The organism is Acidovorax sp. 99 (assembly GCF_003096455.1).
GTDB classification, from domain to species: Bacteria; Pseudomonadota; Gammaproteobacteria; order Burkholderiales; family Burkholderiaceae_C; genus Acidovorax; species Acidovorax delafieldii.
Genome location: NZ_QEKU01000001.1, coordinates 4,094,055 through 4,116,354, shown reverse-complemented (window position 1 = coordinate 4,116,354; position 22,300 = coordinate 4,094,055). Strand labels below are relative to the sequence as shown.

Genomic DNA, 22,300 nt, shown 5'->3' with positions numbered 1-22,300 from the left:
AGCTCAAGCCGTCTGGTAGCCGGGGTGCCAGCGCAACCAGTAGCGCTCCAGCCCCTTGGCAAACACGTCAGCCAGCTTGCCCAGCAACGCGTACAGCAAGATGCCCACGAGCACGATGTCGGTCTGCAGGAACTCACGCGCATTCATCGTGAGGTAGCCAATACCCGCCTGTGCCGAAATGGTCTCTGCCACGATGAGGATCACCCACATCAGGCCGAGCGAGAAGCGCAGTCCCACCAGGATGCTCGACAAGGCGCCGGGCAGAATGATCTGGCGGTACAGCTGCCAGCGCCCGAGGCCGTAGGTGCGGCCCATCTCAATCAAGCCCGGGTCCACATTGCGGATGCCGTGGAAGGTGTTGAGATAGATCGGGAAGAACACCGACACGCTGATGAGGAACAGCTTGGCCGATTCGTCGATGCCGAACCACAGGATCACCAGCGGAATCAGCGCCAGCGCAGGGATGTTGCGCACCATCTGGATGGTGGAGTCGAGCAGCGTCTCGAACAGCTTGACCGAGCCGGTGAGCAGGCCCAGCAGCAATCCCAGCCCGCCCCCGATGGCCAGACCCGCCAGCGCCCGGCCTGCGCTGACCTTGACGTGGGTCCACAGCTCGCCGGACAGGGTCAACGTCCAGGCGGCCTTCACCACCTCCAGCGGTGCAGGCAACACGCGGGTGGACAGCCAGCCCGAAGAAGAGGCGATCTGCCACAACACGATGAGCCCTAGAGGCACGGCCCAGGGCAGCAGACGCTGCGCCACATTGGCCACAAAGCGGACCGGCGACGCTGGGAGCCAAGGCCCTTCGAGCGGGAGATCGACGGAGTCCGCCACAGGCGATATCTGCAGCTCTCGGGTGGTCTGTGTCATGGTGTGATGTCCTGTTCGTTATCGGGCTCCAGGAACTCCAGCTGGTTACCCGCCGGGTCCTTGACGTAAAAGCGCAGGTAGCCGGGCAGCGCGCGGTTTTCCACCAGCGGCAGCTCGGCCTGCAGCAGGCGGTGGCGCAGCGCGGGCAGGTCCTGCACCTCGAAGGCCAGGTGCGACACCGCAGGCGCCGGTTGCCAGTGCTCGGTAGGCACCAGATCGATGCGCTGGGTGCCCGCAGCAAACCGCAGCGTGTTACCGGCCTGCAGGCGCACCTCCGGCAGACCCAGCAGGCTGGCGTAAAAGCGCCGGATGGGCGCCTCGGCCCCAGCCGGGAAGGCCAGTTGCACGTGGTTGATGGACTGGATGCTCATGGCATATCTCCTGCGGTGCCGATTCAGCTTTGCGACGCACGGGGCACAAAGTCATTGGCCACGGTCTCGCCAAACGGCCCCAGCGGGTTGCCGCCAGAGAGCTTCTCGCGCACGCCCACGGGCAGCAGCGGGAACACCAGCTCGGCAAACCGGTAAGCCTCTTCCAGGTGCGGGTAGCCCGAAAGCACAAAGGTGTCCAGCCCCAGCGCCGCGTATTCCTCGATGCGCGCCGCCACCGTTTCCGGGTCACCCACCAGCGCCGTGCCCGCACCACCGCGCACCAGGCCCACACCAGCCCACAGGTTGGGGCTGATCTCCAGGTCGGCGCGGCTGCGCTTGACGCCACCCGCATGCAGCTGTGCCATGCGGCGCTGGCCTTCGGAATCCATGCGTGAGAACACCGCCTGGGCACGCGCCACGGTCACGTCGTCCACATGGCTGATGAGTTCTTCTGCAGCGGCCCAGGCCTGGTCTTCGGTTTCGCGCACGATGACGTGCAGGCGGATGCCAAACTTGACCGTGCGGCCCCGCTTTGCAGCGCGGGCGCGCACGTCGGCCACCTTCTTGGCCACTTCGGCGGGGGGTTCACCCCAGGTCAGGTAGGTCTCCACCTGCTCGGCCGCCAGGTCGTGGGCGGCGTCGGACGACCCACCGAAGTACACCGGTGGATGCGGCTGCTGCAAGGGCGGAAACAGCAGCTTTGCGCCCTTCACCGTGAGGTGCTTGCCCTCGTAGTCGAGGCTTTCGCCCTGGTGGCTGCGCGTGAGGATTTCTCGCCAGATGCGGATGAACTCGGCCGACTGCTCGTAGCGCGTGGCGTGGTCCAGAAACACGCCGTCGCCCTCCAGCTCGGCCTGGTCGCCCCCGGTCACCAGGTTGATGAGCAGGCGCCCGCCCGAGAGCCGGTCGAACGTGGCGGCCATGCGTGCAGCCAGTGCGGGCTGGTGCAGGCCGGGGCGCACCGCCACCAAGAACTTGAGCTTCTTGGTCACGGCAAGCAGGCTGGACGCGACCACCCACGGGTCTTCGCAAGAGCGGCCGGTGGGGATAAGAACGCCCTCGTAGCCCAGGCTGTCAGCGGCAACCGCCACCTGCTGGAGATAGTCATGGCTGAGCTGGCGTGCGCCTTTGGCGGTGCCAAGGTAGCGGCTGTCGCCGTGGGTGGGAATGAACCAGAAGATTTGCATGGGACAGGTCTTTTCAAAACGGGATCTCAGCGAGGTCCGAACGAAATCAGTAGGAGATGGCAAAGCCGAACTGGGGCGGGCGCAAGACCGCGCGCCGCTGCTGACCGTTCAGCCCCCAGGCGGTGGCCGTGACGCACAGAACGCGTCGCAGCTGGGCGTGCAACGGGAAAGGCATGGGCGCAGGCATGGCAAGCTCCTTGGAACGTGTTTGTGGTCTGGGTGGTGGGGTTACAGCAGATCGACCGGCGCGGCGTGCAGCAGGTTGAGCTTTTTGGGGATCAGCTTCAGGTCGAAGAAGGTGTCGGCAATGCCTTGCTGCTCGGCCAGGATCTCGCGCGTGACCGGGGCGGTGCCGAACTGCGCGCGGTTCAGGTAAAGCTCGGTGATGGACTTGTCCAGCCCCAGCACGGCAGAGAGCTCTGCGGCTGCAGCCGCCTTGTTCTTGGACGCCCAGGTGTCAATCGCGTTGACCTCTTCGATCGCAATGCGCAACACATCGGTGTTCTTGGTCGCGAAGTCGCGCGAGGTGAAGTAGTAGGCGCGGTTGTTGACCACACCCGTGGCGTCGGCCAGCAGGCGGGCATCCAGCGTCTTCTGGGCGGCAGCGAGGAACGGGTCCCAGATGATCCAGGCATCGACTGCGCCCTTTTCAAACGCGGCGCGCGCGTCGGCTGGGGCCAGGAAGACAGACTGCACGTCGCCGTATTTCAGGCCATTCTTCTCCAGCAGCTTGACCAGGAAATACTGCACGTTGGAGCCCTTGTTGTAGGCCACGCGCTTGCCCTTGAGGTCGGCCACGCTGCGGATCGGGGAGTCCTTGGGCACGATCACGGCCTCCAGCGCGGGGCGCGGCACCGTGGCGCCAGCGTAGACCAGCGGCGCGCCAGCGGCCTGGGCGAAGATGGGCGGGGCTTCGCCCACGTCGCCAAAGTCGATGGAGCCGACGTTGAGCGCTTCCAGTTGCACGGGGCCGGCGTTGAACTCGGTCCAGGTGACCTTCACGCCCAGCGGGGCCAGTCGCTTTTCGAGCGTGCCACGGCCCTTGAGGATGGAAAGCCAGCCCTTTTGGTGGCCCACGCGCAGCACGCGGCCGGGCGCAGTCGTTTGTGCAAGGGCCGGGGCCCCCGTGACGCCGAGAGCGGCGGCGGCCAGACCGGTGAGCAGCGCCTGGCGGCGATGAAGAGAGAAATGTGTCGTCATGGTGATGGTTTGTTTCTAGAAAAATGGGGCGGCAAAAAGAGGCCAAAACTGTGGGAGTTCAGCCCGCGACAGGCACTACCGGCATGAGCAAGAAGGCACCGATGACCACGAGCGAAGCCACCACCAGCAAGGCAACACCCAGCCAGCGCAGGGCGTCGCGCAAACCCAGGGGTCGGTCTTCAAGGACCGATGGAGCCTGTGGCTGTGCGGACAGAGGGATTGCGTCACCGGACATGAACAGCACCTTTTTTTGTACAAGCAGGCAACAGCCCACCCTGCCTGCGCTCAGCGGGCATTACCAGGAAAACAATGGAAAGGAGGAAGGCGGGCGGAGCGTGGGCACCCGCGGCCAGGGCCGCAGGCGCGCGGTCCGTCAGACGCTACATCGCACTTGCGAGAAATGCACGGGCGCGAACCGTGTGGCCTGGGCGAGCGATGGGCGAAGGGTTTCGGTGACCAGCACGTTCACCGCGTCATCCAGCCGGGCGGCAATGTCGGCCTGCACGTGGTAGGTGCCCTCAGGCGTCAGCGTGACCTGGGCGTCGGTGGCGTAGATGCCGGGCAGGATGCTCTTGGCACCCAGCGACTGCAGCACGGGGCGCAGCGCGTAGTCCAGCGCCAGCATGTGGTGCGGGCTGCCGCCCGTGGCCAGGGGCAGCACGGTCTTGCCCTTGAGTGCTGTCTGCGGCAACAAATCCAGAAACACTTTGAGCACGCCGCTGTACGCCGCCTTGTAGACGGGCGTAGCCACCACCAGGACGCTGGCATCTGCCACCTGGTCAATCGCCTTCACCACGGTGGGATGGCCAAAATCGGCCAGCAACAGCGCCTGGGGCGACAGGTCGCGGATATGGATGCGATCCACCAGCGCGCCGCGCACCGACAGGCGCTGGGCCACGGCGTCGAGCAAGGCGGCGGAGCGGGAGCGCTCTGAAGGGCTGCCAGCGATGAGCAAGGCGGACATGGTGTTGGTTCCTTTGTTACTACTGTTTTGATAGCTACCAGCGTATGACGGACTAGCGCTTGAGCTTGTTTTTCTTATAAAAAGGACAAACAACGCCCCGCCCGGCCCGTTGGGGCCAGGGTTCTTCCATGGAGGCTGGAGCATCGCCCCAGCCACCTTCGGGGCGGTTGGGCCTGCTTACTTGCGCGTATAGATCTGATCGAAACTCGCGTTGTCCGCAAAGTGGTCCTTGGCAGCCTTGTCCCAGCCACCGAACGCGTCGTTGATGGTGAACAGGTTCAGCTTGGGGAACTGCTTGGCGTATTTGGCCTTGGCCTTTTCGGACACGGCGGGGCGGTAGAAATGTTTGCCCGCAATGTCCTGGCCCTCTTCGGTGTAGAGGAACTTCAGGTATTCCTCGGCCACGGCGCGCGTGCCCTTTTTGTCCACGTTCTTGTCCACCACGGTCACAGCGGGCTCGGCCAGGATCGAGATGGACGGAGCAATCACGTCGAACTTGGTGCCAAATTCCTTTTCGAGCAGGTAGGCCTCGTTTTCCCAGGCGATCAGCACATCACCCTGGTTGCGCTGGGCAAAGGTGATGGTGGAGCCACGCGCGCCAGTGTCCAGCACAGGCACGTTGCCATACAGCCTGGCCACGAAGTCCTTGGCCTTGGCGTCCCCGCCGTACTTGCGCTTGGCGAATTCCCAGGCGGCCAGGTAGTTCCAGCGCGCGCCGCCCGAGGTCTTGGGGTTGGGCGTGATCACGCTGATGCCGGGCTTGACGAGGTCGTCCCAGTCCTTGATGCCCTTGGGGTTGCCCTGGCGCACCACCAGCACGATGGTGGAGGTGTAGGGTGAGCTGTTGTGCGGCAGGCGCTTTTGCCAGTCCTTCGGGATCCAGCCGCCGTTGGCGTGCAGCGCGTCGGTGTCGCCAGCCAGCGCCAGGGTGGCCACGTCGGCATCCAGCCCGTCAATGATGGAGCGCGCCTGCTTGCCCGAGCCGCCATGGCTTTGCTTGATGGTCACGTCCTGGCCGGTCTTGGCCTTCCAGTGCTTGGAGAAAGCCTGGTTGAACTCCACATACAACTCGCGGGTGGGGTCGTACGACACATTGAGCAGCGTCACAGACTGTGCAAACGACGGCAATGCCGTCAGGGCCAAACTGCCCACCAGGGCGGCAGCGAAGGGAAACTTGATAAAGTCGCGGCGAAAGTTCATGGGAGGCCTCTTTTTTGGGAATGTATTTCGGTGCAAAACACCGATGGAACGCATTCTGGAAGGCCCTCTTCAAAACTGGAACTACTGAGATTTCAGTTCTTTATATCCAAAACATCTGAGCAACCCCTGTTTGCTCGCTCCATACAAGGAAACACCCCATGGCACGCACCGTCCAATGCATCAAGCTCGGCAAGGAAGCCGAAGGCCTCGACTTTCCGCCCTACCCTGGCGAGCTGGGCAAGCGCATCTGGGAGAGCGTGAGCAAGGAAGCCTGGGCCGGCTGGCTCAAGCACCAGACCATGCTGGTCAATGAAAACCGCCTGAACCTGGCCGACGCCCGCGCCCGCCAGTACCTGGCCCGGCAGATGGAAAACCATTTCTTTGGCGGCGGCGCAGACGCCGCGGCGGGATACGTCCCGCCCAGTGCGTAATGGAGCGAAGCGCAGTGCAGCGCTGCAAAAAGTGGTTTCGCTAAAACCACTTTTTTGGCAGCGGTGCTGACGCTGCAGCGGGATACGTCCCGCCCAGTGCGTGACGCAGCGCAACACACCCCGGAGCGGTTCGCGGTAAAAACCGCCTTCCCTTTCCAACAGGCCGGCGCCACGCCGGCCTGTTGCCGTTCTCATGACTGAATCCATCGAGTGGCTGCCGGACGGCACCCCCTACAGCCCCCGCTTCGGCGACCGCTACCACAGCGAAAACGGCGGCCTGGACCAGGCCCGCAGGGTGTTTCTGAACGGCTGTGGCCTGCCCGAGGCCTGGGCGGGGCAGCCGCAATGGCGCATTCTGGAGACCGGGTTTGGCTTTGGCCTGAACTTCCTGGTGACCTGGGCCGCCTGGCGGGCCGACCCCGCGCGGCCCACGCTGCTGCACTTCGTATCGACAGAAGCCTGGCCCGTGAGTGCAGCCGATCTGCTGCGTGCCACCTCGGTCCACCCCGAGCTGGCGCCGCTGGCCGAAGCACTGCACCAGCAATGGTGGGGCCTGCTGCCGGGCGTGCACCGGCTGCGCTTTGATGAAGGCCGGGTGCTGCTCACCCTGTATGTGGGCGACACCCAGGCCATGCTGCGCCAGCAGAACCTGACGGTGGATTCCATCTACCTCGACGGTTTCAGCCCCCAGCGCAACCCCGAAAGCTGGGACCTGCACACTCTGAAGGCCGTGGCGCGCTCTTGCCGTCGCGGTACACAGCTCGCCACCTGGACCATCGCACGCGCCGTGCGCGATGCCCTGGCGCAATGCGGCTTTGAAGTGACCCGCGTGCCCGGCGTGCCGCCCAAGCGCGACAACCTGCACGCCACTTACAACCCACGCTGGGAGCCGCGCACCACGCGCCAGCCTGCGGTGGCGCCCGAACCCGCCCTGCCCGGCCCCTGCATCGTGATCGGCGGCGGGATTGCAGGCGCCGCCGCCGCTGCCAGCCTGGCCCGGCGCGGCTGGCAGGTCACCGTGCTGGACCAGGCCGCCGAGCCCGCTGCAGGCGCATCCGCCCTGCCCGCTGGGGTGTTCGCGCCCCATGTGTCGCCCGACGACAGTGTGCTGTCGCGCCTGTCGCGCAGCGGCATCCGCTCCACGCTGGAGCAGGCCCGCTGGTTGCTGAACGAGGGGGTGGACTGGGCGCATTGCGGCGTGCTGGAGCACCGCACTGACGGCAGCCCTGGCCTGTCACCCGATTGGACACAAGGGCCGGGTGCCGCCTGGAGCGAGCCTGCCCCCCCCGCTGCCCTGGCGGCTGCCCAGTTACCGCCCGACGCAACCGCCTGCTGGCACCACCAGGCGGGCTGGGTGCGCCCGGCGCGCCTGGCCAGGGCCCTGCTGGGCCAGCCTGGCATCCAATGGCGGGGGAATTGCGCGGTGGCCCAGCTGCGGCGCGTGGAGACACCCGCCGCGACACACAGTCCGGCCATCACCACGTGGCAAGCGATCGATGCCCACGGCCAGGTGCTGGCAGAGGCGCCCACCGTGGTCATTGCGGCAGGCGCGGGCAGCGCGGCGCTGCTGAACCACCGCTGGCCCCTGCAGCCGGTGCGCGGCCAGGTGTCGTGGGGCGTGCACGCCGACCCGGCAACACCGCAGCTGCCATTGATTCCGTTCCCGGCCAACGGCAACGGCAACCTGGTGCCCCGTTTCCCCCTGGGCGACCAAGCCGACAGGGATCAAGGCTGGGTGATGGGCTCGACGTTCGAACGCGATGTGCAGGCCCTGCCGCCCAGCACAGCCGACATCCACACCGCCCATGCCACCAACTGGGCCAAGCTGCAGGGCCTGCTGCCCGGCATCGCGCCCCAGCTGGAGCCTTTGTTCACCCAGGCGCTGGCCGTGTCAGCGCCTCAGCCCGCCCCGGGCGAGTCCCCGGCTCTGCGCACCTGGGCCGCCGTGCGCTGCACCGCGCCCGACCGGCTGCCTCTCGTGGGCCCGGTGGATGCGGTCCACCTGCCGGGCCTGTGGGCCAGCACGGCCATGGGCGCACGGGGGTTGACACTGGCGCTGTTGTGCGGCGAACTGCTGGCCGCCCGGCTGCAGGGCGAGCCGCTGCCGCTGGATGCGCGGCTGGCCAAGGCGCTGGGCACCGAGCGCCTGCCGTAACACCCTCTCGGCAAGTGGGTGGCCAGCGGCGGCCACCCCGCCAGCCCGCGCCAAGCCTTGCTTATAAACAAATAAGCATATTGGCAGAGCGAAACAATAGTTTGCATCCATAAGAAGCCCCTCTACATTCGCCGCCATGCATGAATTGGCGTTTGTTTTTGCGGGCTTTGCCGTCGGGCTCATCGTTGGCCTGACCGGTGTGGGCGGCGGCTCGCTCATGACGCCGATCCTGATCTTCTTCTTCGGCATCAAGCCCCACATGGCGGTCGGCACCGACCTGCTGTTCGCGGCCTTCACCAAAATGGGCGGCACCGTGAGCCTGGCCCGCCAACGGCTGGTGCCCTGGAAGGTTGTGGGCCAGTTGTGCGCCGGCAGCATTCCGGCGGCGCTGCTGGCGCTGTGGGCGCTGAAAGTCCTGGGGCCCGCCAGCGGCACGGCACAGGCCATCATGACCACCACGCTGGGCTTTGCCCTGCTGCTCACGGCGGCGGCCACGCTCTACAAGGTGGTGGCGTTTTCTGCCCAGCGCCAGGCGGCCGAAGCCGCTGCCCGCAAAAGCCACACCGGAGACCCCACCCGCCCCCGCCACTGGAGCCTGCCGGTGCTGCTGGGCGCCGTGATCGGCACGCTGGTGACCTTTACCTCGGTGGGCGCAGGAGCCATTGGCGTCACGGTGCTGTTGCTCGTCTACCCCATGCTGCCGCTGCCACGCATCATCGGTGCCGACATTGCCTATGCCGTGCCGCTGACCCTGGTGGCGGGCCTGGGCCACGCATCCCTGGGCTCGGTGGATTGGCCTTTGCTTGCACAATTGCTGGCTGGCTCGCTGCCGGGCATCTGGCTGGGCTCTCGCCTCGTCGCCCGTACTCCTGAGCGCCTGATTCGCTCCGCCTTGTCCATTCTGCTGGCCTGGGCAGGCTTCAAACTGATTCTGATCTGAGTCCCTATGTACCAATACACCGCTTTCGACACCCAGTTCGTGAAACAGCGTGCCGCACAGTTCCGTGACCAGCTCACGCGCTGGCAGACGGGCAAGCTGAGCGAGGACGACTTCCGCCCCCTGCGCCTGCAAAACGGCTGGTACGTGCAGCGCTACGCGCCCATGCTGCGCGTGGCAGTGCCTTATGGCGAGATCGCCAGCCGCCAGCTGCGCGTGCTGGCGCAGATTGCCCGCGAATACGACGAGCCCGAAGCCGCCGTCTTCAAGGCCGCCATGGAAGGCCAGGGCAAGCTGGGCACCACGTTCCTGCCCACGCACTGCGCCCACTTCACCACCCGCACCAATGTGCAGTTCAACTGGATTCCGCTGTCCAAAAGCGCCGACGTGATGGACCTGCTCGCCAGCGTGAACCTGCACGGCATCCAGACCAGCGGCAACTGCATCCGCAACACCACCACCGACGCGCTGGCAGGCATCGCCGTGGACGAGATCGTGGACCCCCGCCCCTATGCGGAGCTGATCCGCCAGTGGTCCACGCTGCACCCCGAGTTCGCGTTCTTGCCTCGCAAGTTCAAGATCGCCATCACCGGCGCCAAGGACGACCGCGCAGCCACCGGTTGGCACGACGTGGGCCTGCACCTGGTCAAGAACGATGCGGGTGAGATCGGCTTCAAGGTGTTTGTGGGCGGCGGCATGGGCCGCACGCCGGTGATTGGCACCGTGATCCGTGAGTTCCTGCCCTGGAACCAGATCATGAATTACATCGAGGCCATCGTGCGCGTGTACAACGAGCACGGCCGCCGCGACAACAAGTACAAGGCCCGTATCAAGATTCTGGTGAAGTCCGAAGGCCAGCAGTACATCGACGATGTGGAAGCCGAATACCGCCAGATTCTGGAGATCGACGGCGGCCCCCACACCATCCCGCAGGCCGAATTTGACCGCGTGGCCGCCTGCTTTGTGGCACCGAAGCTGGCTGACATTGCCGACGTGGCGCCAGAGGCCCTGCAAGCCCAGCTGGACGCACAGGCCGCAGAACACGTGATGTTTGGCCGCTGGCTGCAGCGCAATGTGCACCCGCACCAGAACCCCCAGCTGCGCGCCGTGACGCTGTCGTTCAAGCGCCCCGGCCAGTCGCCCGGCGACGCCACCAGCGACCAGCTCATCGCCCTGGCCGACCTGGTGGACAAGTATTCCGCCGGTGAGGCCCGCGTGACCCACGACCAGAACGTGCTGCTGCCCTGGGTACACGCAAGCCGTCTGTTCGACCTGTGGCAAGAAGCCAAGGCCCTGGGCTTGGCCAGCGCCAACGTGCAGTTGCTCACCGACATGATCGCTTGCCCCGGCGGCGACTTCTGCGCGCTGGCCAACGCCCGCTCGCTGCCGATTGCCGAGGCCATCACCCAGCGCTACCAGGACCTGGACGAGCTGGATGACATCGGCGAGATCGACCTGCACATCAGCGGCTGCATCAACAGCTGCGGCCACCACCACAGCGGCCACATCGGCATCCTGGGTGTCGATAAAGACGGCAAGGAGTGGTACCAGGTCACGCTGGGCGGCTCCGACGGCTCTGACCTGTCGGGCGCTGCCGTGGCCGGCAAGGTGATTGGCCCATCGTTCTCGGCGGCCGAAGTTCCGGATGTGATCGAGGCCGTGCTCGGCACCTACCGCGACCTGCGCGAAAGCGGCGAGACCTTCCAGAACACCGTGCGCCGCACTGGCCTCGACCCGTTCAAGGAAGCCGCCAAGCAGGCACGCCACAAAGACGAAACCCTGGCCACGGCCTGAAGCCGAGCTACTCCGCTCCCCCGATCCCGGAACGATGATGAACCTGAAACTTCTCGCATCCCACGAACACCAGCCCCCGGCAGAAGGCGACGCCCGCGCGGTGGCGCTGGCCAACGATGCCGACGCCCTAGCCCTCACGCTGGAAGGCGTGGAGCGTGTGGACCTGCACTTCCCCAACTTCACCGACGGCCGCGCGTTCAGCCAGGCCTTCCTGCTGCGCCGCCGCCGTGGCTTCAAGGGCGAAATCCGCGCCACCGGCGATGTGCTGATCGACCAGCTGGTGCAGATGCAGCGCACGGGTTTTTCCAGCGCTGTGTTGCGCGAGGGCGTGGACGCTGCCGATGCGCAGCGCCAGTTTGAACGCTTCCCCGGCTTCTACCAGGGCGACGCCGTGAACCCCCAACCCCTGTTTGCCGCCAAGGCCGCCTGACAGGCGCACCGCCCACGCGCCCACCGCACCGAAACACGAGCCCCTCACCATGAGCCACATCGATCTCGCACGCATCAATGCCGAACTCGGCCACAACGCCCAGGGCCTCGTGCAATGGGCACTGGGCCTGGGCCAGCGCCCCATCGTCACCACCAACTTCCGCCCTTTTGAAGCCGTGATCCTGCACATGGTCACGCAAGTGAACCCTGACGTACCCGTGGTCTGGATGGACAACGGCTACAACACCGAAGCCACTTACCGCTTTGCCGACGAGGTGACGAAGCAGCTGGGCCTGAACCTGAAGATTTACCTGCCCTTGCGTTCGCGCGCCCACCGCGAGGCGGTGGACGGCCCCACTCCCGCACTGGACGATCCACGCCACGCTGCCTTCACCGAAGAGGTGAAGCTCGAACCCTTTGCCCGCGCCCTGCGCGAGACCGCGCCGCAAGTCTGGTTCACCGCCCTGCGCGCCACCGACACCGCCGTGCGCGCCCAGATGGACCCGGTGACCATCAACCCCGATGGCCTCATCAAGGTGGCGCCGCTGCTGCACTGGTCGTCCAAAGACCTGCACGAATACTGTGTGAAGCACCGCCTGCCCAACAACTTCGACTACGTGGACCCCACCAAGGGCGAAGACAACCGCGAGTGTGGCCTGCACATTGCCCACTGACCCCAGGTCCGACCATGAATGCCCGCACCGACTCAGCGCTGCTTGAGAAAACCAACAACATGAGCTACCACCTCAACAACTCCCACCTCGACGCCCTGGAAGAAGAAACCATCTTCATCCTGCGCGAAGTCGCCGCCGCCTTCGAGCGCCCCACCCTGCTGTTCTCGGGCGGCAAGGACTCGCTGGTCATGCTCAAGTGCGCAGAAAAAGCGTTTGGCGCAGGCCGGATTCCCTACCCGCTCTTGATGATCGACACGGGCCACAACTTCCCCGAAGTGACGGATTTCCGCGACTTCCGGGCGAAGGAGCTGGGCGCCGAACTCATCGTGCGCAGCGTGGAAGATTCGATGGCGCGCGGCACCGTGCGCCTGGCCCACCCCGGCGAGTCGCGCAACGTGCACCAGTCGGTCACGCTGCTCGAAGCGATTGAAGAGTTCCGCTTTGACGCCCTGATCGGCGGTGCCCGCCGCGACGAGGAAAAGGCGCGCGCCAAGGAGCGCATCTTCAGCCACCGCGACAGCTTCGGCCAATGGCAGCCCAAGGCCCAGCGCCCCGAGCTGTGGACCCTGTTCAACACCCGGCTGCAGCCCGGCGAGCACTTCCGCGTTTTCCCCATCAGCAACTGGACCGAGCTGGACGTGTGGCAGTACATCGACCGCGAGAACATCGCTCTGCCCAGCATCTACTACACGCACAAGCGCCAGGTGGTGGACAAGAAGGGCCTGCTGATGCCTGTGACCGAGCTGACGCCGGCACGTGAAGGTGACGTGGTGGAGACGCGTGACGTGCGCTTCCGCACCGTGGGCGACATCACCTGCACCGCACCGGTGGAAAGCACCGCCGCCACTCCGGCCGAGATCGTCATCGAGACCCTGGCCGCCGACGTGAGCGAGCGCGGCGCCACGCGCATGGACGACAAGACTTCCGACGCTTCGATGGAGAAGCGCAAAAAAGACGGCTATTTCTGAGACGGGTACTTCCGATGACCACTACCAATTCGATAGCTGCCAACGCTTCCCAGACGGGCGCAAAGGCCCAGAATGACCATATCTCTGCCCTCAAGTTCATCACCTGCGGCTCGGTGGACGATGGCAAGAGCACGCTGATCGGCCGTCTGCTGGTGGACAGCAAGGCCGTGCTGCAAGACCACCTGGCCGGCGTGCAGCGCCAGGGCGAAACCGACCTGGCCCTGCTGACCGACGGCCTCAGCGCCGAGCGCGAGCAAGGCATCACCATCGATGTGGCCTACCGCTATTTCGCCACCGAAGAACGCAAGTTCATCATCGGCGACGCCCCCGGCCATGAGCAGTACACCCGCAACATGGTCACCGCCGCCAGCAGCGCCGACGCTGCCGTGGTGCTGGTCGACGCCACCAAGCTCGACTGGAAGAACCCCAACCTGGCCCTGTTGCCACAAACCCGCCGCCACAGCCTGCTGGCCCATTTGCTGCGCGTGCACTCGCTGGTGTTTGCCGTGAACAAGCTCGACGCAGTGGCAGACCCCGTGCTGGCGTGGAAACACATCCAGGGCGCATTGCAGTCCTTCGCGCAAGCGGCCGGCATTGCCGTGCGCGCCACCGTGCCTGTCTCCGCCCTCAAGGGCTGGAACGTGGTGGACGCCCATGCGGGCTGGTGCGGCTACGAAGGCCCCACGCTGCTGCAGGTGCTGGAAGTGCTGCCCAACACCCCCGCCGACACAGTGCTGGCCCCCGCCTTCCCCGTGCAGTGGGTCGAAAAATTCTCGTCCTCATCGGACACCAGCCAGGGCCGCCGCGTGTTCTGGGGCCGCGTCGCCGCAGGCAGTTTTGCGCCTGGCACCGCCGTGCAGGTCTTCCCCAGCGGCCAGCTGGCCACCGTGGCCCAGGTGCTCGATCACGCCCGCCGCCCCACCGATGTGCCCGCCGGCACCAGCGCGGGCATCATCCTCGACCGAGAGGTGGACGTGTCGCGCGGCGACTGGATTCTGGCCGCCCCCACGGCAGCCGCTGCACCTGCCGCCGATGACGACTTCGGCGACACGCCCGCTGCCGCACCGGCCTGGCCCGCCAGCCGCGAGCTGCAAACCACCATCGCCTGGATGGACGATGAACCCCTGGTTGCCGGCCGCGTGTACTGGGCGCTGCACGGCCACCGCTGGGTCAAGGCCAAGGTGAAGGCCGTGGTACACAAGCTCAACATCAACACGCTGGCCGAAGAAGCGGCCACGCAGCTTGACCCCAACGCCATTGGCCATGTCCTGCTTGTGCTGCAAGAGGCCATTCCGGCCGCCCCGTTTGGCCAGGCGCGTGTGCTGGGTTCACTGATTCTGGTGGACACCGCCAGCCACAAAACCGCCGGCGCCGTATTGGTCAACTGACCTAAATCAGCCCCCAAACCTCCAGTCACCCCATCGGGGTGAGGGACCCTGTAACCAAAGGTCGGTGAAAGCTTTTAAAATCGAGGGTTTTCACCGACCCACACAACTCCTGTCATGACCCACGTCGTCTCCGAAAACTGCATCAAGTGCAAGTACACCGATTGTGTGGACGTGTGCCCCGTGGACTGCTTCCGCGAAGGCCCGAACATGCTCGTCATCGATCCCGATGAGTGCATCGATTGCGCCGTCTGCATCCCCGAGTGCCCGGCCAACGCCATCTTTGCCGAAGAAGACCTGCCGGCCGACCAGATCGCCTTCATCAAGCTCAACGCCGACCTGGCCTTTGCCGACGGCTGGAAGAGCATCACCAAGCGCAAGCCGGCGCTGCCCGACGCCGACGAATGGAATGGCAAGCCGGGCAAGGTCAACGAACTAGTCAAGTGACCCCTCTGAGTCGCTTCGCGCCATCCCCCAAGGGGGACGCCACCAGTGGCCTGGCAAAGCCAGTTCCACGGTGGCACAGGTCTTTGGCAGCGCCAGTTTCGGGCGCTGCGCGCGTGGCTTGAGCATGATTCAAGAAACCGACGCCGTCGTCATCGGCGCGGGTCCCGTGGGCCTGTTCCAGGTCTTCCAGCTGGGCCTGCAAGGCATCACCGCCCACCTGATCGACGCCCTGCCCCATGCGGGCGGCCAGTGCGTCGAGCTGTACGGCGACAAACCCATCTACGACATCCCGGGCATCCCGGTGTGCACCGGGCGCGAGCTGGCTGGTCTGCTGCTTCAGCAGATCGCGCCGTTCAAGACCCACTGGCACCTGAACACGCTGGTGTCTGCCCTCACCGTGCAAGCGGACGGGCGCCTGCTGGTCGAAACCTCGCAAGGCGCACAACTGCTGGCCCGCAGCGTGTTCATTGCCGCAGGCGTGGGCGCCTTTGTGCCGCGCACTCTCAAGGTGGACGGCATCGAACGGTTTGTAGGCACCCAGGTCCACTACCAGGGCCTGCCCGCCACAGTGGATGTGACCGGTCGCCACGTGGTCGTGCACGGCGGCGACGAGCCCACCGTGGCACGCGCCGTGGAACTGGCCGAACAAGGCCAGGCCGCCCGCGTGAGCCTGCTGCATCGCCGTGACGTTTTCCAGGCGCCTGACGCCTTGCTGCAACGCCTGCAGCAACTGCGCGACGCAGGCCGCATCCACGTCGAGGCCGCGCAGATCACCGGCATCGACACTGCGGGTGACCGCCTCACTGCATTGCAGGTCGTAGATGCGGACGGCAGCACCCGCGCCCTGGCGCTGGACCTGCTGGTGGCGGTACTGGGCATTTCGCCCCGCCTCGGTCCCATCGCCGACTGGGGCATCGCCATGGACCGCAAGCAGCTGGTGGTGGACACCGAAGCCTTCCGCACCAGCGTGCCCGGCATCTACGCCGTGGGCGACATCAACACCTACCCCGGCAAACGTAAGCTCATCCTGTGTGGCTTCCACGAGGCCACGCTGGCCGCCTTTGGCGCGGCCGAAGCGCTCAAGGGCGACAAGGTGGCCCTGCAATACACCACCACCAGCCCGCGCCTGCACCAGTTGCTGGGTGTGGCCCCGGCCACCGCTGCCTGACTGGGCGCGCGACGGCCGCACACCACTACAATCCGCAGCGCGCTGCTTTAGCAAGCGCTACCGCTAGGGGTGTCGATGTGGGCCCGCCCGCTTCGACTGAGAGAGTCCCTTTGAACCTGATTGAGATCATCCTCGCGCAGGGAAGCAAGTCCGCCATGGCACGGCCCTGAACACTTCAGGGCGCACTGGTGGGCGGCCCCTGCTCTGTATCTGCTTACGGAGCCATTCCATGTCCTCATCGCCTGCCACGCACGCCACCAACGAAGCGCTGGCTCCCGTCTCCCCCGATCGTCGCGTCTTCCAGTGGCATGACCACGCTTCGCTCTGGTTCAGCCTGGGCGTGGGCCTGCTGGTCATGCAGGTGGGCGCCTACCTGATGCCTGCGCTGGGCACCAAAGAGGCACTCATCGCCATCGTCGCCGGTTCCATAGTGGGCGCGGGCCTGCTGGGCTGGGTGGCCAAGCTGGGCTGCGACAGCGGCCTGGCCAGCGCCGGGCTGATGCATGCCGTGTACGGCCGCACGTTTGCCAGCCTGCCGATCATCCTGAACATCGTGCAGCTGGTGGGCTGGGGCACGTTCGAGCTGGTGGTGATGCGCGATGCCACCGTGGCCATCGGCCAGCAGTCGGGCGCCATGGCCGGTGCCCACTGGCCGGTGCTGGCCACGCTGCTGTGGGGCGGCGTGGTGATGCTGCTCATCAGCGGCTCGATGGTGCAGCTGGTGCGCAAGCTGATTGCGCGCATTGCCCTGCCGCTGGTGGTGTTGTCGCTGCTGTGGCTGTCGTGGCAGTTCCTCTCGCTGGCGCAAACCCAAGGTTTTGAAGCGCTGTGGACACGCAAGGGCGACGGCGGCATGGGCGTGCTGCCTGCGCTGGACCTGGTGATCGCCATGCCCATCTCGTGGCTGCCGCTGGTGGCCGACTACGCGCGCCATGGCAAGAACGGCGGCTCCGCACTGCGCGGCACCTGGCTGGGCTATGCGTTGGCCAACATCTGGTGCTACAGCCTCGGTGTGCTGGTGGCGCTGACCTTGCCCAGCCAGGACCTGGTGCAGGCGCTGCTGCTGGCCCAGGGCGGGCTGATTGCGCTGTCGCTGATCCTGATCGACGAGGTGGACAACGCCTATGGCGACGCCTATTCGGGCGCCGTGTCGGCCCACAGCCTGCTGCCGCGCTGGGGCGTACGCGCTTGGGGCCTGCTGGTGGCCGCGCTGTGCACCGGGCTGGCACTGGTGCTACCCATGCACAGCCTGGAGCCGTTCTTGCTGCTGCTCAGCTCGGTGTTCGTGCCGCTGTTTGGCGTGATCCTGGGGCGCCTGGCCTTCGGCACCGATGCGCCCGCCCTGCTCGCGGCTGCGCGCAAGGTGAATGTAGCGCCCGTGGCCATCTGGCTGGCGGGCATCGCGGTGTACCACCTGGCACCCAAGGCGTTGCCCGATGCGGGCTCTGCCCTGCCCGCACTGGTGTTCAGCTTTGTGCTCGCCTGGGCCACGAGGCCCAAGGCACACTGAACCAATCAATCACTATAAAAAGATGAGCACTCAGCGCATGATTGACTAGCGCTTGAGCCTCAAAACACCCAAAAATTGCTCTACAGTGCCTGAAACACTCGCTGCGCCGCGGGCGCGTAGCCGTGGTTGAGGGGACCATGGCCGTGGCCGGTGGTGACATCCGCCCCGGCAGCAATGGCCCCCAGGATGTAGGCCCGTGCCTGCTCCACGGCCTGCTGCAGCGGCTGGCCCAGTGCCAGCTGCGCGGCAATCGCTGACGACAGGGTGCACCCGGTGCCATGCCCGTTGTGGGTGGCAATGCGTTGTGACTGCAACCGGTGGCCCTGTCCTTGTGCGTGTTCCCCGCCTTGCACGGCCAGCACATCCACCACCCAGTCGCCCGGAAGGTGCCCGCCTTTGAGCAGCGCGGCGCGGGCGCCCAGTCGCAGCAGGTCTTGCGCGGCCAGCTCCAGCGCCTCCACGCCCTCGATGCTTCGCCCCAGCAGCCAACCGGCCTCGTCCAGGTTGGGCGTGACCACTTCGGCCAGCGGAAACAGCTCCTGGACCAGCACGGCCACCGTCTCCTGGGCAATCAGCCGATCGCCACTGGTGGCCACCATCACCGGGTCCAGCACCACGTGCGGCAGCTGATAGGTCCGAATGGCTTCTGCCACCACGTGCACCACGTCCGGTGAGTGCAGCATGCCGATCTTGACGGCGTCCACGCCAATGTCCTGCACCACCGCATCGATCTGGGCCTTGAGCATCTCGGGCGGAATGCCGTGGATGCCTATCACCCCACAGGTGTTCTGGGCCGTGATGGCGGTGATGGCCGTCATGCCATAGCAGCCCAAGGCACTGAAGGTCTTGAGATCGGCCTGGATGCCCGCGCCACCGCCGCTGTCAGACCCGGCAATGGAGAGCACGCGTGCGTAGCGGTGGCCCGTGGAGGGCAAGGAGATCGTCGGTGAAATCATGGCAAAAATTATGGCCTATGCGCCACGTCAAAACGGGGCGCTTAGGGGATGTGCTGTAATTCATTTTCCGGACGAAACAGGGGTGTCCCACCCTAGAGCCGGTTCCAAGTCTTTTTGGAGACTGCATTGGAGTGCAATCGGGATGAGTGAATGCTTCGGGTGCGCCGCATGGGCTCATGCCCATGCAAGCAGTCGGGGCGTCCAATCGCCCGATTTCACTCCAACCCTTCGGGCAAGTGCCTTGCCGGGCGGTCTGCGGCGTTGCGGCGCTTGTTGATAGTCGAGCTATCAACTGCGCACCGCGCCTAGCACCCCTTCCCGGCAAGGTACTTGTGCAACTCCAAAAAGACTTGGAACCGGCTCTTGGCACGCGACTGAGAAATACCCTGGGGCCCGCACAGAACCCTGTGCACTGCGGCACACGCAGCAGCCCCGCTACCCGATCCAGGTCATGCTGGCGTGGGGAGTTTCCATCAACGGTGACCCCGTTTTGTCCATGGCTGCTTGCCACTACATGGACACACTGACGGAGCTATGTCACTTCCACCTTCTTCCTTTGCCATACTGGGCGCAGGGCTCATGGGCCGTCTGCTGGCTGTGGAGCTTGCGCGTCTTGGGCACCGTGTAGACATCTACGACGCGGGCAGCCCCGCCGCCGAAAACTCGGCCGCCACCGTGGCTGCGGCCATGCTGGCCCCGCTGGCAGAGTCTGCGATCACCGACCCCGGCGTGGTGCGCATGGGCCACCACGCGCTGACCCGCTGGCCCGAGTTGCTGGCAGCCCTGTCAGAACCCGTGTTTTTTCAGCAAGCCGGCACGCTGATCGTGTGGCACCGCCAGGACGCGGCCGAAGCCCAGCGTTTCACCCGCCAGCTCGAAAACAACCAGCGCGGCCTGCCCGAGCTGCCCGCCCTGCAAAAGCTCGACAGTGGCGCCCTGGAGCAGGTGGAGCCCGCCCTTGCGCACCGCTTCAACCAGGGCCTGTACCTGCCCGGCGAGGGCCAGCTGGACAACCGCCAGTTGCTGGCCGCCCTGGTGGTGGAAATGGAGCGCCTGGGAGTGCGCATGCACTGGCACACGCCCCAGTCGCCCGAAGCCTTTACGCCCGGCGCACCCGGCCAGCCTGACCGGGTGCTGGACTGCCGGGGCCTGGGCGCCAAGGGCCAGTGGAGTGCCTTGCGCGGCGTGCGTGGCGAAGTGGTGCGCATCCATGCGCCCGACGTCACGCTGCAGCGCCCCACCCGGCTGGTGCACCCGCGCTACCCCATCTACATTGCGCCCAAGGAAGACCATCTGTTTGTCATTGGCGCGACCGAGATCGAGTCCGACGACCGCTCCCCGGCCAGTGTTCGCTCCACCCTGGAACTGCTGAGCGCCGCCTATGCGGTGCACCCCGGCTTTGGCGAAGGCCGCATCCTCGAGCTGGCCACGCAGTGCCGCCCCACGCTGCCGGACAACCTGCCCGCCATCCGCCAGACCCGCCCGGGCGTGCTGGAGATCAACGGTCTGTACCGCCACGGCTTCATGATCTCGCCCGCCATGCTGGATGTGACCCTGGAGGTGCTGAACACGGGACAATCGACCCTGTCCGAACGTTTTGACCTCCGGCTGGAACTGGAGCCAGCCGCACCCGCCCCGACCGGCGTTGCAGCCCCCGCATTTGCATGAACATCTCGATCAACCAAATCCCGCACGAACTGCCCGAGGGCGCCACCGTGGCCGATGCTGTGGCCGCCATCGAAGCGCGCCCCCCGTTTGCCGTGGCGGTGAACACCACTTTTGTGCCAAACACCCGCTACGCCGCCCATGCGCTGCAGCCTGGCGACCGTGTGGAGATCATCTCGCCGGTCACGGGCGGCTGAATCAGCCAAAATTCAATCAAAAGAGCTGTAAGCGCTTATAAATCATGCACTAGCAGCTACAAAAATCATAGTAAACCAATGACCACTCCGACGCCCCAAGACCCGCTGGTGCTGTATGGCCAGACGTTCGCCAGCCGCCTGCTGCTGGGCACCTCGCGCTACCCATCGCCCGCCGTGCTCGAAACCGCTGTGCAACGCGCCAAGCCCGCCATGGTTACGGCATCCCTGCGCCGCCAGGGCAGCAACCCGGCCGAAAGCGGCAGCAGCTTCTGGGATCTGCTGCGCAAGCTCAACGTGCCCGTGCTGCCCAACACCGCCGGCTGCCACAGCGCGCAAGAGGCCATCACCACCGCCCAGATGGCGCGTGAGGTGTTCAACACCCCCTGGATCAAACTGGAGCTGATCGGCGATGACTACACCCTGCAGCCGGACACGCTGAACCTGGTGGGCGTGGCCGAGCACCTCATCAAGGAAGGTTTTCAGGTACTGCCTTATTGCACCGAAGACCTGGTGCTGTGCCAGCGCCTCGTCGATGTGGGCTGCCAGGCCGTGATGCCTTGGGCCGCCCCCATCGGCACCGGGCGCGGCCCGGTCAACCCCTATGCGCTGCAAACGCTGCGCGAGCGCCTGAACGTGCCCATGCTGGTGGATGCCGGGTTGGGCCTGCCCTCGCACGCCTGCCAGGTCATGGAATGGGGCTACGACGGCGTGCTGCTGAACACCGCCGTGGCTCTGGCACAAGACCCGGTGGCTATGGCCGGCGCATTTGCCAATGCCGTCAGCGCCGGGCGCGCAGCCCGCCTGGCCGGTGCCATGGCCGCACAAGACGCCGCCCAGCCCAGCACCCCCGTGCTGGGCACCCCTTTCTGGCACCACGCCCATGCATGACACCACCACCCTGGCGCAGGCCATCCTGAGCCACCACGCGGCCCCCTTTGCGGGGTTTGCGCCCGAGCCCGTGCCAACCCCCACGTTGCAGGACCCTGTCTACCTCGCCGCGCTACAGGCCTGCAGCCAGTTGGGCTTCATCGCCCATGACGCCGAATGCCTGGCCCGCGCCTGGCAGGCGCGCGCGCTGCGCACTGGCAGTGCACAGCCCGAGCAATGGCCGGACGAGCCCCAGGACTTTGGCCTGCAGCGCCTTCCGCGCGCCCAGCAGTTTGCCGCGTGCCCCGAGCGCCTGGGCCTGTATGCCGTACTGCCTGACGCCCAGTGGGTGGGCCGCATGGCACGCGCCGGGGTGCCCACAGTGCAGTTGCGCTTCAAATCGGACGACGCCCGCGCCATCCGGGCCGAAGTCCAGGCCGCCGTCGAGACCGTGCAAGGCACGGGCGCACTGTTGTTCATCAACGACCACTGGCGGGATGCGATCGATGCAGGCGCCTACGGCATCCATCTGGGCCAGGAAGACCTGGACGCACTCACTGCCGAAGAGCTGCAGACGCTCCACCGCTCCGGCCTGCGCCTGGGCGTGAGCACCCATGGGTATGCCGAAATGGTGCGTGCCGACGCCGTGGGGCCCAGCTATATCGCGATGGGTGCCGTGTTCCCTACGACCCTCAAAAAAATGGCTACCGCGCCCCAGGGCGTGGGCAGGCTGGGCGTGTATGCGCGGCTGATGCGGCACTACCCGCAGGTGGCGATTGGTGGGATCAGCGCCGAGCAGTTCCCCACGGTACTGGCCACTGGCGTGGGTTCCGTGGCCGTGGTGCGGGCCTTGGTCAACGCGCCGGACCCTGAAGCATCGGCCGCAGAGCTGATGGCGCTGATGCGGTGACGGCTGGGTGGCGAT

Annotated in this window: 24 protein-coding genes and 1 riboswitch; of the genes, 15 read left to right on the top strand and 9 right to left on the bottom strand. The window is 66.0% G+C overall.

The window, feature by feature from the left end; genetic code table 11:
- Window positions 1-3: 3 nt before the first annotated feature.
- The 8 genes from ssuC to C8C95_RS18985 form a co-directional block, all read right to left on the bottom strand.
- Window positions 4-870: an aliphatic sulfonate ABC transporter permease SsuC gene (gene ssuC / locus C8C95_RS19010; RefSeq protein WP_116749594.1), complete on the bottom strand. Its 867-nt coding sequence runs from the start codon at window positions 868-870 to the stop codon at window positions 4-6.
- Window positions 867-1,241: a VOC family protein gene (locus C8C95_RS19005; protein WP_056744268.1), complete on the bottom strand. Its 375-nt coding sequence runs from the start codon at window positions 1,239-1,241 to the stop codon at window positions 867-869. The genes ssuC and C8C95_RS19005 overlap by 4 nt, the downstream gene beginning before the upstream one ends.
- A gap of 23 nt (window positions 1,242-1,264) precedes the next feature.
- Window positions 1,265-2,428, bottom strand: coding sequence for an FMNH2-dependent alkanesulfonate monooxygenase (ssuD, locus tag C8C95_RS19000; protein ID WP_099729974.1), 1,164 nt, complete (start codon window positions 2,426-2,428; stop codon window positions 1,265-1,267).
- Between the two features lie 46 nt (window positions 2,429-2,474).
- Window positions 2,475-2,615 carry a hypothetical protein gene (locus C8C95_RS23740; protein ID WP_165836556.1) on the bottom strand — a complete coding sequence of 47 codons (141 nt, stop codon included), beginning with the start codon at window positions 2,613-2,615 and terminating at the stop codon, window positions 2,475-2,477.
- 41 nt (window positions 2,616-2,656) lie between these two features.
- Window positions 2,657-3,628 (bottom strand): sulfonate ABC transporter substrate-binding protein, encoded by a 972-nt coding sequence (locus C8C95_RS18995; RefSeq protein WP_116749593.1) that lies wholly within the window; start codon window positions 3,626-3,628, stop codon window positions 2,657-2,659.
- 58 nt (window positions 3,629-3,686) lie between these two features.
- Window positions 3,687-3,863, bottom strand: a complete 177-nt coding sequence (locus C8C95_RS23735) for a hypothetical protein (RefSeq protein ID WP_156379578.1) — start codon at window positions 3,861-3,863, stop codon at window positions 3,687-3,689.
- Between the two features lie 138 nt (window positions 3,864-4,001).
- Window positions 4,002-4,592 carry an NADPH-dependent FMN reductase gene (gene ssuE, locus C8C95_RS18990; RefSeq protein ID WP_116749592.1) on the bottom strand — a complete coding sequence of 197 codons (591 nt, stop codon included), beginning with the start codon at window positions 4,590-4,592 and terminating at the stop codon, window positions 4,002-4,004.
- Window positions 4,593-4,769: 177 nt separating this feature from the next.
- On the bottom strand, window positions 4,770-5,792 hold the full coding sequence (locus tag C8C95_RS18985; protein WP_116749591.1) for a sulfate ABC transporter substrate-binding protein: 1,023 nt from the start codon (window positions 5,790-5,792) through the stop codon (window positions 4,770-4,772).
- A 158-nt stretch (window positions 5,793-5,950) separates the two neighbouring features.
- Between C8C95_RS18985 and C8C95_RS18980 the strand changes: the two genes are divergently transcribed.
- From C8C95_RS18980 to C8C95_RS18930, 11 genes are all read left to right on the top strand, one after another.
- Window positions 5,951-6,223 (top strand): oxidative damage protection protein, encoded by a 273-nt coding sequence (locus tag C8C95_RS18980; protein ID WP_010461281.1) that lies wholly within the window; start codon window positions 5,951-5,953, stop codon window positions 6,221-6,223.
- A 193-nt stretch (window positions 6,224-6,416) separates the two neighbouring features.
- Complete coding sequence (gene mnmC, locus C8C95_RS18975; protein ID WP_116749590.1) at window positions 6,417-8,378, top strand: FAD-dependent 5-carboxymethylaminomethyl-2-thiouridine(34) oxidoreductase MnmC; 1,962 nt, start codon at window positions 6,417-6,419, stop codon at window positions 8,376-8,378.
- 136 nt (window positions 8,379-8,514) lie between these two features.
- Complete coding sequence (locus C8C95_RS18970; RefSeq protein WP_056744255.1) at window positions 8,515-9,318, top strand: sulfite exporter TauE/SafE family protein; 804 nt, start codon at window positions 8,515-8,517, stop codon at window positions 9,316-9,318.
- A gap of 6 nt (window positions 9,319-9,324) precedes the next feature.
- Window positions 9,325-11,109 carry a nitrite/sulfite reductase gene (locus C8C95_RS18965; protein ID WP_116749589.1) on the top strand — a complete coding sequence of 595 codons (1,785 nt, stop codon included), beginning with the start codon at window positions 9,325-9,327 and terminating at the stop codon, window positions 11,107-11,109.
- 43 nt (window positions 11,110-11,152) lie between these two features.
- The gene (locus tag C8C95_RS18960; protein ID WP_116750358.1) at window positions 11,153-11,539 is read left to right on the top strand and encodes a DUF934 domain-containing protein; all 387 of its coding nucleotides are present in this window, start codon (window positions 11,153-11,155) and stop codon (window positions 11,537-11,539) included.
- Window positions 11,540-11,588: 49 nt separating this feature from the next.
- Window positions 11,589-12,212 carry a phosphoadenosine phosphosulfate reductase family protein gene (locus C8C95_RS18955; protein WP_116749588.1) on the top strand — a complete coding sequence of 208 codons (624 nt, stop codon included), beginning with the start codon at window positions 11,589-11,591 and terminating at the stop codon, window positions 12,210-12,212.
- Window positions 12,213-12,226: 14 nt separating this feature from the next.
- On the top strand, window positions 12,227-13,180 hold the full coding sequence (cysD, locus tag C8C95_RS18950; protein WP_116749587.1) for a sulfate adenylyltransferase subunit CysD: 954 nt from the start codon (window positions 12,227-12,229) through the stop codon (window positions 13,178-13,180).
- 14 nt (window positions 13,181-13,194) lie between these two features.
- The gene (locus C8C95_RS18945; RefSeq protein WP_116749586.1) at window positions 13,195-14,568 is read left to right on the top strand and encodes a GTP-binding protein; all 1,374 of its coding nucleotides are present in this window, start codon (window positions 13,195-13,197) and stop codon (window positions 14,566-14,568) included.
- Window positions 14,569-14,682: 114 nt separating this feature from the next.
- A complete protein-coding gene (gene fdxA / locus C8C95_RS18940; RefSeq protein ID WP_055393870.1) occupies window positions 14,683-15,012 on the top strand; it encodes a ferredoxin FdxA in 330 nt (109 codons plus the stop codon).
- A gap of 124 nt (window positions 15,013-15,136) precedes the next feature.
- Complete coding sequence (locus C8C95_RS18935; protein WP_116750357.1) at window positions 15,137-16,180, top strand: NAD(P)/FAD-dependent oxidoreductase; 1,044 nt, start codon at window positions 15,137-15,139, stop codon at window positions 16,178-16,180.
- Between the two features lie 55 nt (window positions 16,181-16,235).
- A riboswitch (TPP riboswitch) is annotated at window positions 16,236-16,340 on the top strand.
- Between the two features lie 69 nt (window positions 16,341-16,409).
- Window positions 16,410-17,690, top strand: coding sequence for a cytosine permease (locus C8C95_RS18930; protein ID WP_116749585.1), 1,281 nt, complete (start codon window positions 16,410-16,412; stop codon window positions 17,688-17,690).
- Window positions 17,691-17,770: 80 nt separating this feature from the next.
- Here C8C95_RS18930 and thiD read toward each other — a convergent pair whose 3' ends face one another.
- Window positions 17,771-18,646 (bottom strand): bifunctional hydroxymethylpyrimidine kinase/phosphomethylpyrimidine kinase, encoded by an 876-nt coding sequence (gene thiD, locus C8C95_RS18925; protein WP_116749584.1) that lies wholly within the window; start codon window positions 18,644-18,646, stop codon window positions 17,771-17,773.
- A 534-nt stretch (window positions 18,647-19,180) separates the two neighbouring features.
- Between thiD and thiO the strand changes: the two genes are divergently transcribed.
- From thiO to C8C95_RS18900, 4 genes are all read left to right on the top strand, one after another.
- Complete coding sequence (gene thiO / locus C8C95_RS18915) at window positions 19,181-20,314, top strand: glycine oxidase ThiO (protein WP_116749583.1); 1,134 nt, start codon at window positions 19,181-19,183, stop codon at window positions 20,312-20,314.
- Window positions 20,311-20,508, top strand: a complete 198-nt coding sequence (thiS, locus tag C8C95_RS18910; RefSeq protein WP_056067422.1) for a sulfur carrier protein ThiS — start codon at window positions 20,311-20,313, stop codon at window positions 20,506-20,508. Before thiO ends, thiS begins: the two co-directional genes overlap by 4 nt.
- A gap of 78 nt (window positions 20,509-20,586) precedes the next feature.
- Window positions 20,587-21,396, top strand: a complete 810-nt coding sequence (locus tag C8C95_RS18905; RefSeq protein WP_116749582.1) for a thiazole synthase — start codon at window positions 20,587-20,589, stop codon at window positions 21,394-21,396.
- Window positions 21,389-22,285, top strand: coding sequence for a thiamine phosphate synthase (locus tag C8C95_RS18900; protein WP_116749581.1), 897 nt, complete (start codon window positions 21,389-21,391; stop codon window positions 22,283-22,285). Before C8C95_RS18905 ends, C8C95_RS18900 begins: the two co-directional genes overlap by 8 nt.
- The last annotated feature ends 15 nt before the right edge of the window (window positions 22,286-22,300 follow it).

Bases quoted from the DNA above. Each gene is read 5' to 3' on its own strand.
- ssuC (WP_116749594.1), bottom strand. From the start codon at position 870: ATGACACAGACCACCCGAGAGCTGCAGATATCGCCTGTGGCGGACTCC.
- C8C95_RS19005 (WP_056744268.1), bottom strand. From the start codon at position 1,241: ATGAGCATCCAGTCCATCAACCACGTGCAACTGGCCTTCCCGGCTGGG.
- ssuD (WP_099729974.1), bottom strand. From the start codon at position 2,428: ATGCAAATCTTCTGGTTCATTCCCACCCACGGCGACAGCCGCTACCTT.
- C8C95_RS23740 (WP_165836556.1), bottom strand. From the start codon at position 2,615: ATGCCTGCGCCCATGCCTTTCCCGTTGCACGCCCAGCTGCGACGCGTT.
- C8C95_RS18995 (WP_116749593.1), bottom strand. From the start codon at position 3,628: ATGACGACACATTTCTCTCTTCATCGCCGCCAGGCGCTGCTCACCGGT.
- C8C95_RS23735 (WP_156379578.1), bottom strand. From the start codon at position 3,863: ATGTCCGGTGACGCAATCCCTCTGTCCGCACAGCCACAGGCTCCATCG.
- ssuE (WP_116749592.1), bottom strand. From the start codon at position 4,592: ATGTCCGCCTTGCTCATCGCTGGCAGCCCTTCAGAGCGCTCCCGCTCC.
- C8C95_RS18985 (WP_116749591.1), bottom strand. From the start codon at position 5,792: ATGAACTTTCGCCGCGACTTTATCAAGTTTCCCTTCGCTGCCGCCCTG.
- C8C95_RS18980 (WP_010461281.1), top strand. From the start codon at position 5,951: ATGGCACGCACCGTCCAATGCATCAAGCTCGGCAAGGAAGCCGAAGGC.
- mnmC (WP_116749590.1), top strand. From the start codon at position 6,417: ATGACTGAATCCATCGAGTGGCTGCCGGACGGCACCCCCTACAGCCCC.
- C8C95_RS18970 (WP_056744255.1), top strand. From the start codon at position 8,515: ATGCATGAATTGGCGTTTGTTTTTGCGGGCTTTGCCGTCGGGCTCATC.
- C8C95_RS18965 (WP_116749589.1), top strand. From the start codon at position 9,325: ATGTACCAATACACCGCTTTCGACACCCAGTTCGTGAAACAGCGTGCC.
- C8C95_RS18955 (WP_116749588.1), top strand. From the start codon at position 11,589: ATGAGCCACATCGATCTCGCACGCATCAATGCCGAACTCGGCCACAAC.
- cysD (WP_116749587.1), top strand. From the start codon at position 12,227: ATGAATGCCCGCACCGACTCAGCGCTGCTTGAGAAAACCAACAACATG.
- C8C95_RS18945 (WP_116749586.1), top strand. From the start codon at position 13,195: ATGACCACTACCAATTCGATAGCTGCCAACGCTTCCCAGACGGGCGCA.
- fdxA (WP_055393870.1), top strand. From the start codon at position 14,683: ATGACCCACGTCGTCTCCGAAAACTGCATCAAGTGCAAGTACACCGAT.
- C8C95_RS18935 (WP_116750357.1), top strand. From the start codon at position 15,137: ATGATTCAAGAAACCGACGCCGTCGTCATCGGCGCGGGTCCCGTGGGC.
- C8C95_RS18930 (WP_116749585.1), top strand. From the start codon at position 16,410: ATGTCCTCATCGCCTGCCACGCACGCCACCAACGAAGCGCTGGCTCCC.
- thiD (WP_116749584.1), bottom strand. From the start codon at position 18,646: ATGATTTCACCGACGATCTCCTTGCCCTCCACGGGCCACCGCTACGCA.
- thiO (WP_116749583.1), top strand. From the start codon at position 19,181: ATGTCACTTCCACCTTCTTCCTTTGCCATACTGGGCGCAGGGCTCATG.
- thiS (WP_056067422.1), top strand. From the start codon at position 20,311: ATGAACATCTCGATCAACCAAATCCCGCACGAACTGCCCGAGGGCGCC.
- C8C95_RS18905 (WP_116749582.1), top strand. From the start codon at position 20,587: ATGACCACTCCGACGCCCCAAGACCCGCTGGTGCTGTATGGCCAGACG.
- C8C95_RS18900 (WP_116749581.1), top strand. From the start codon at position 21,389: ATGCATGACACCACCACCCTGGCGCAGGCCATCCTGAGCCACCACGCG.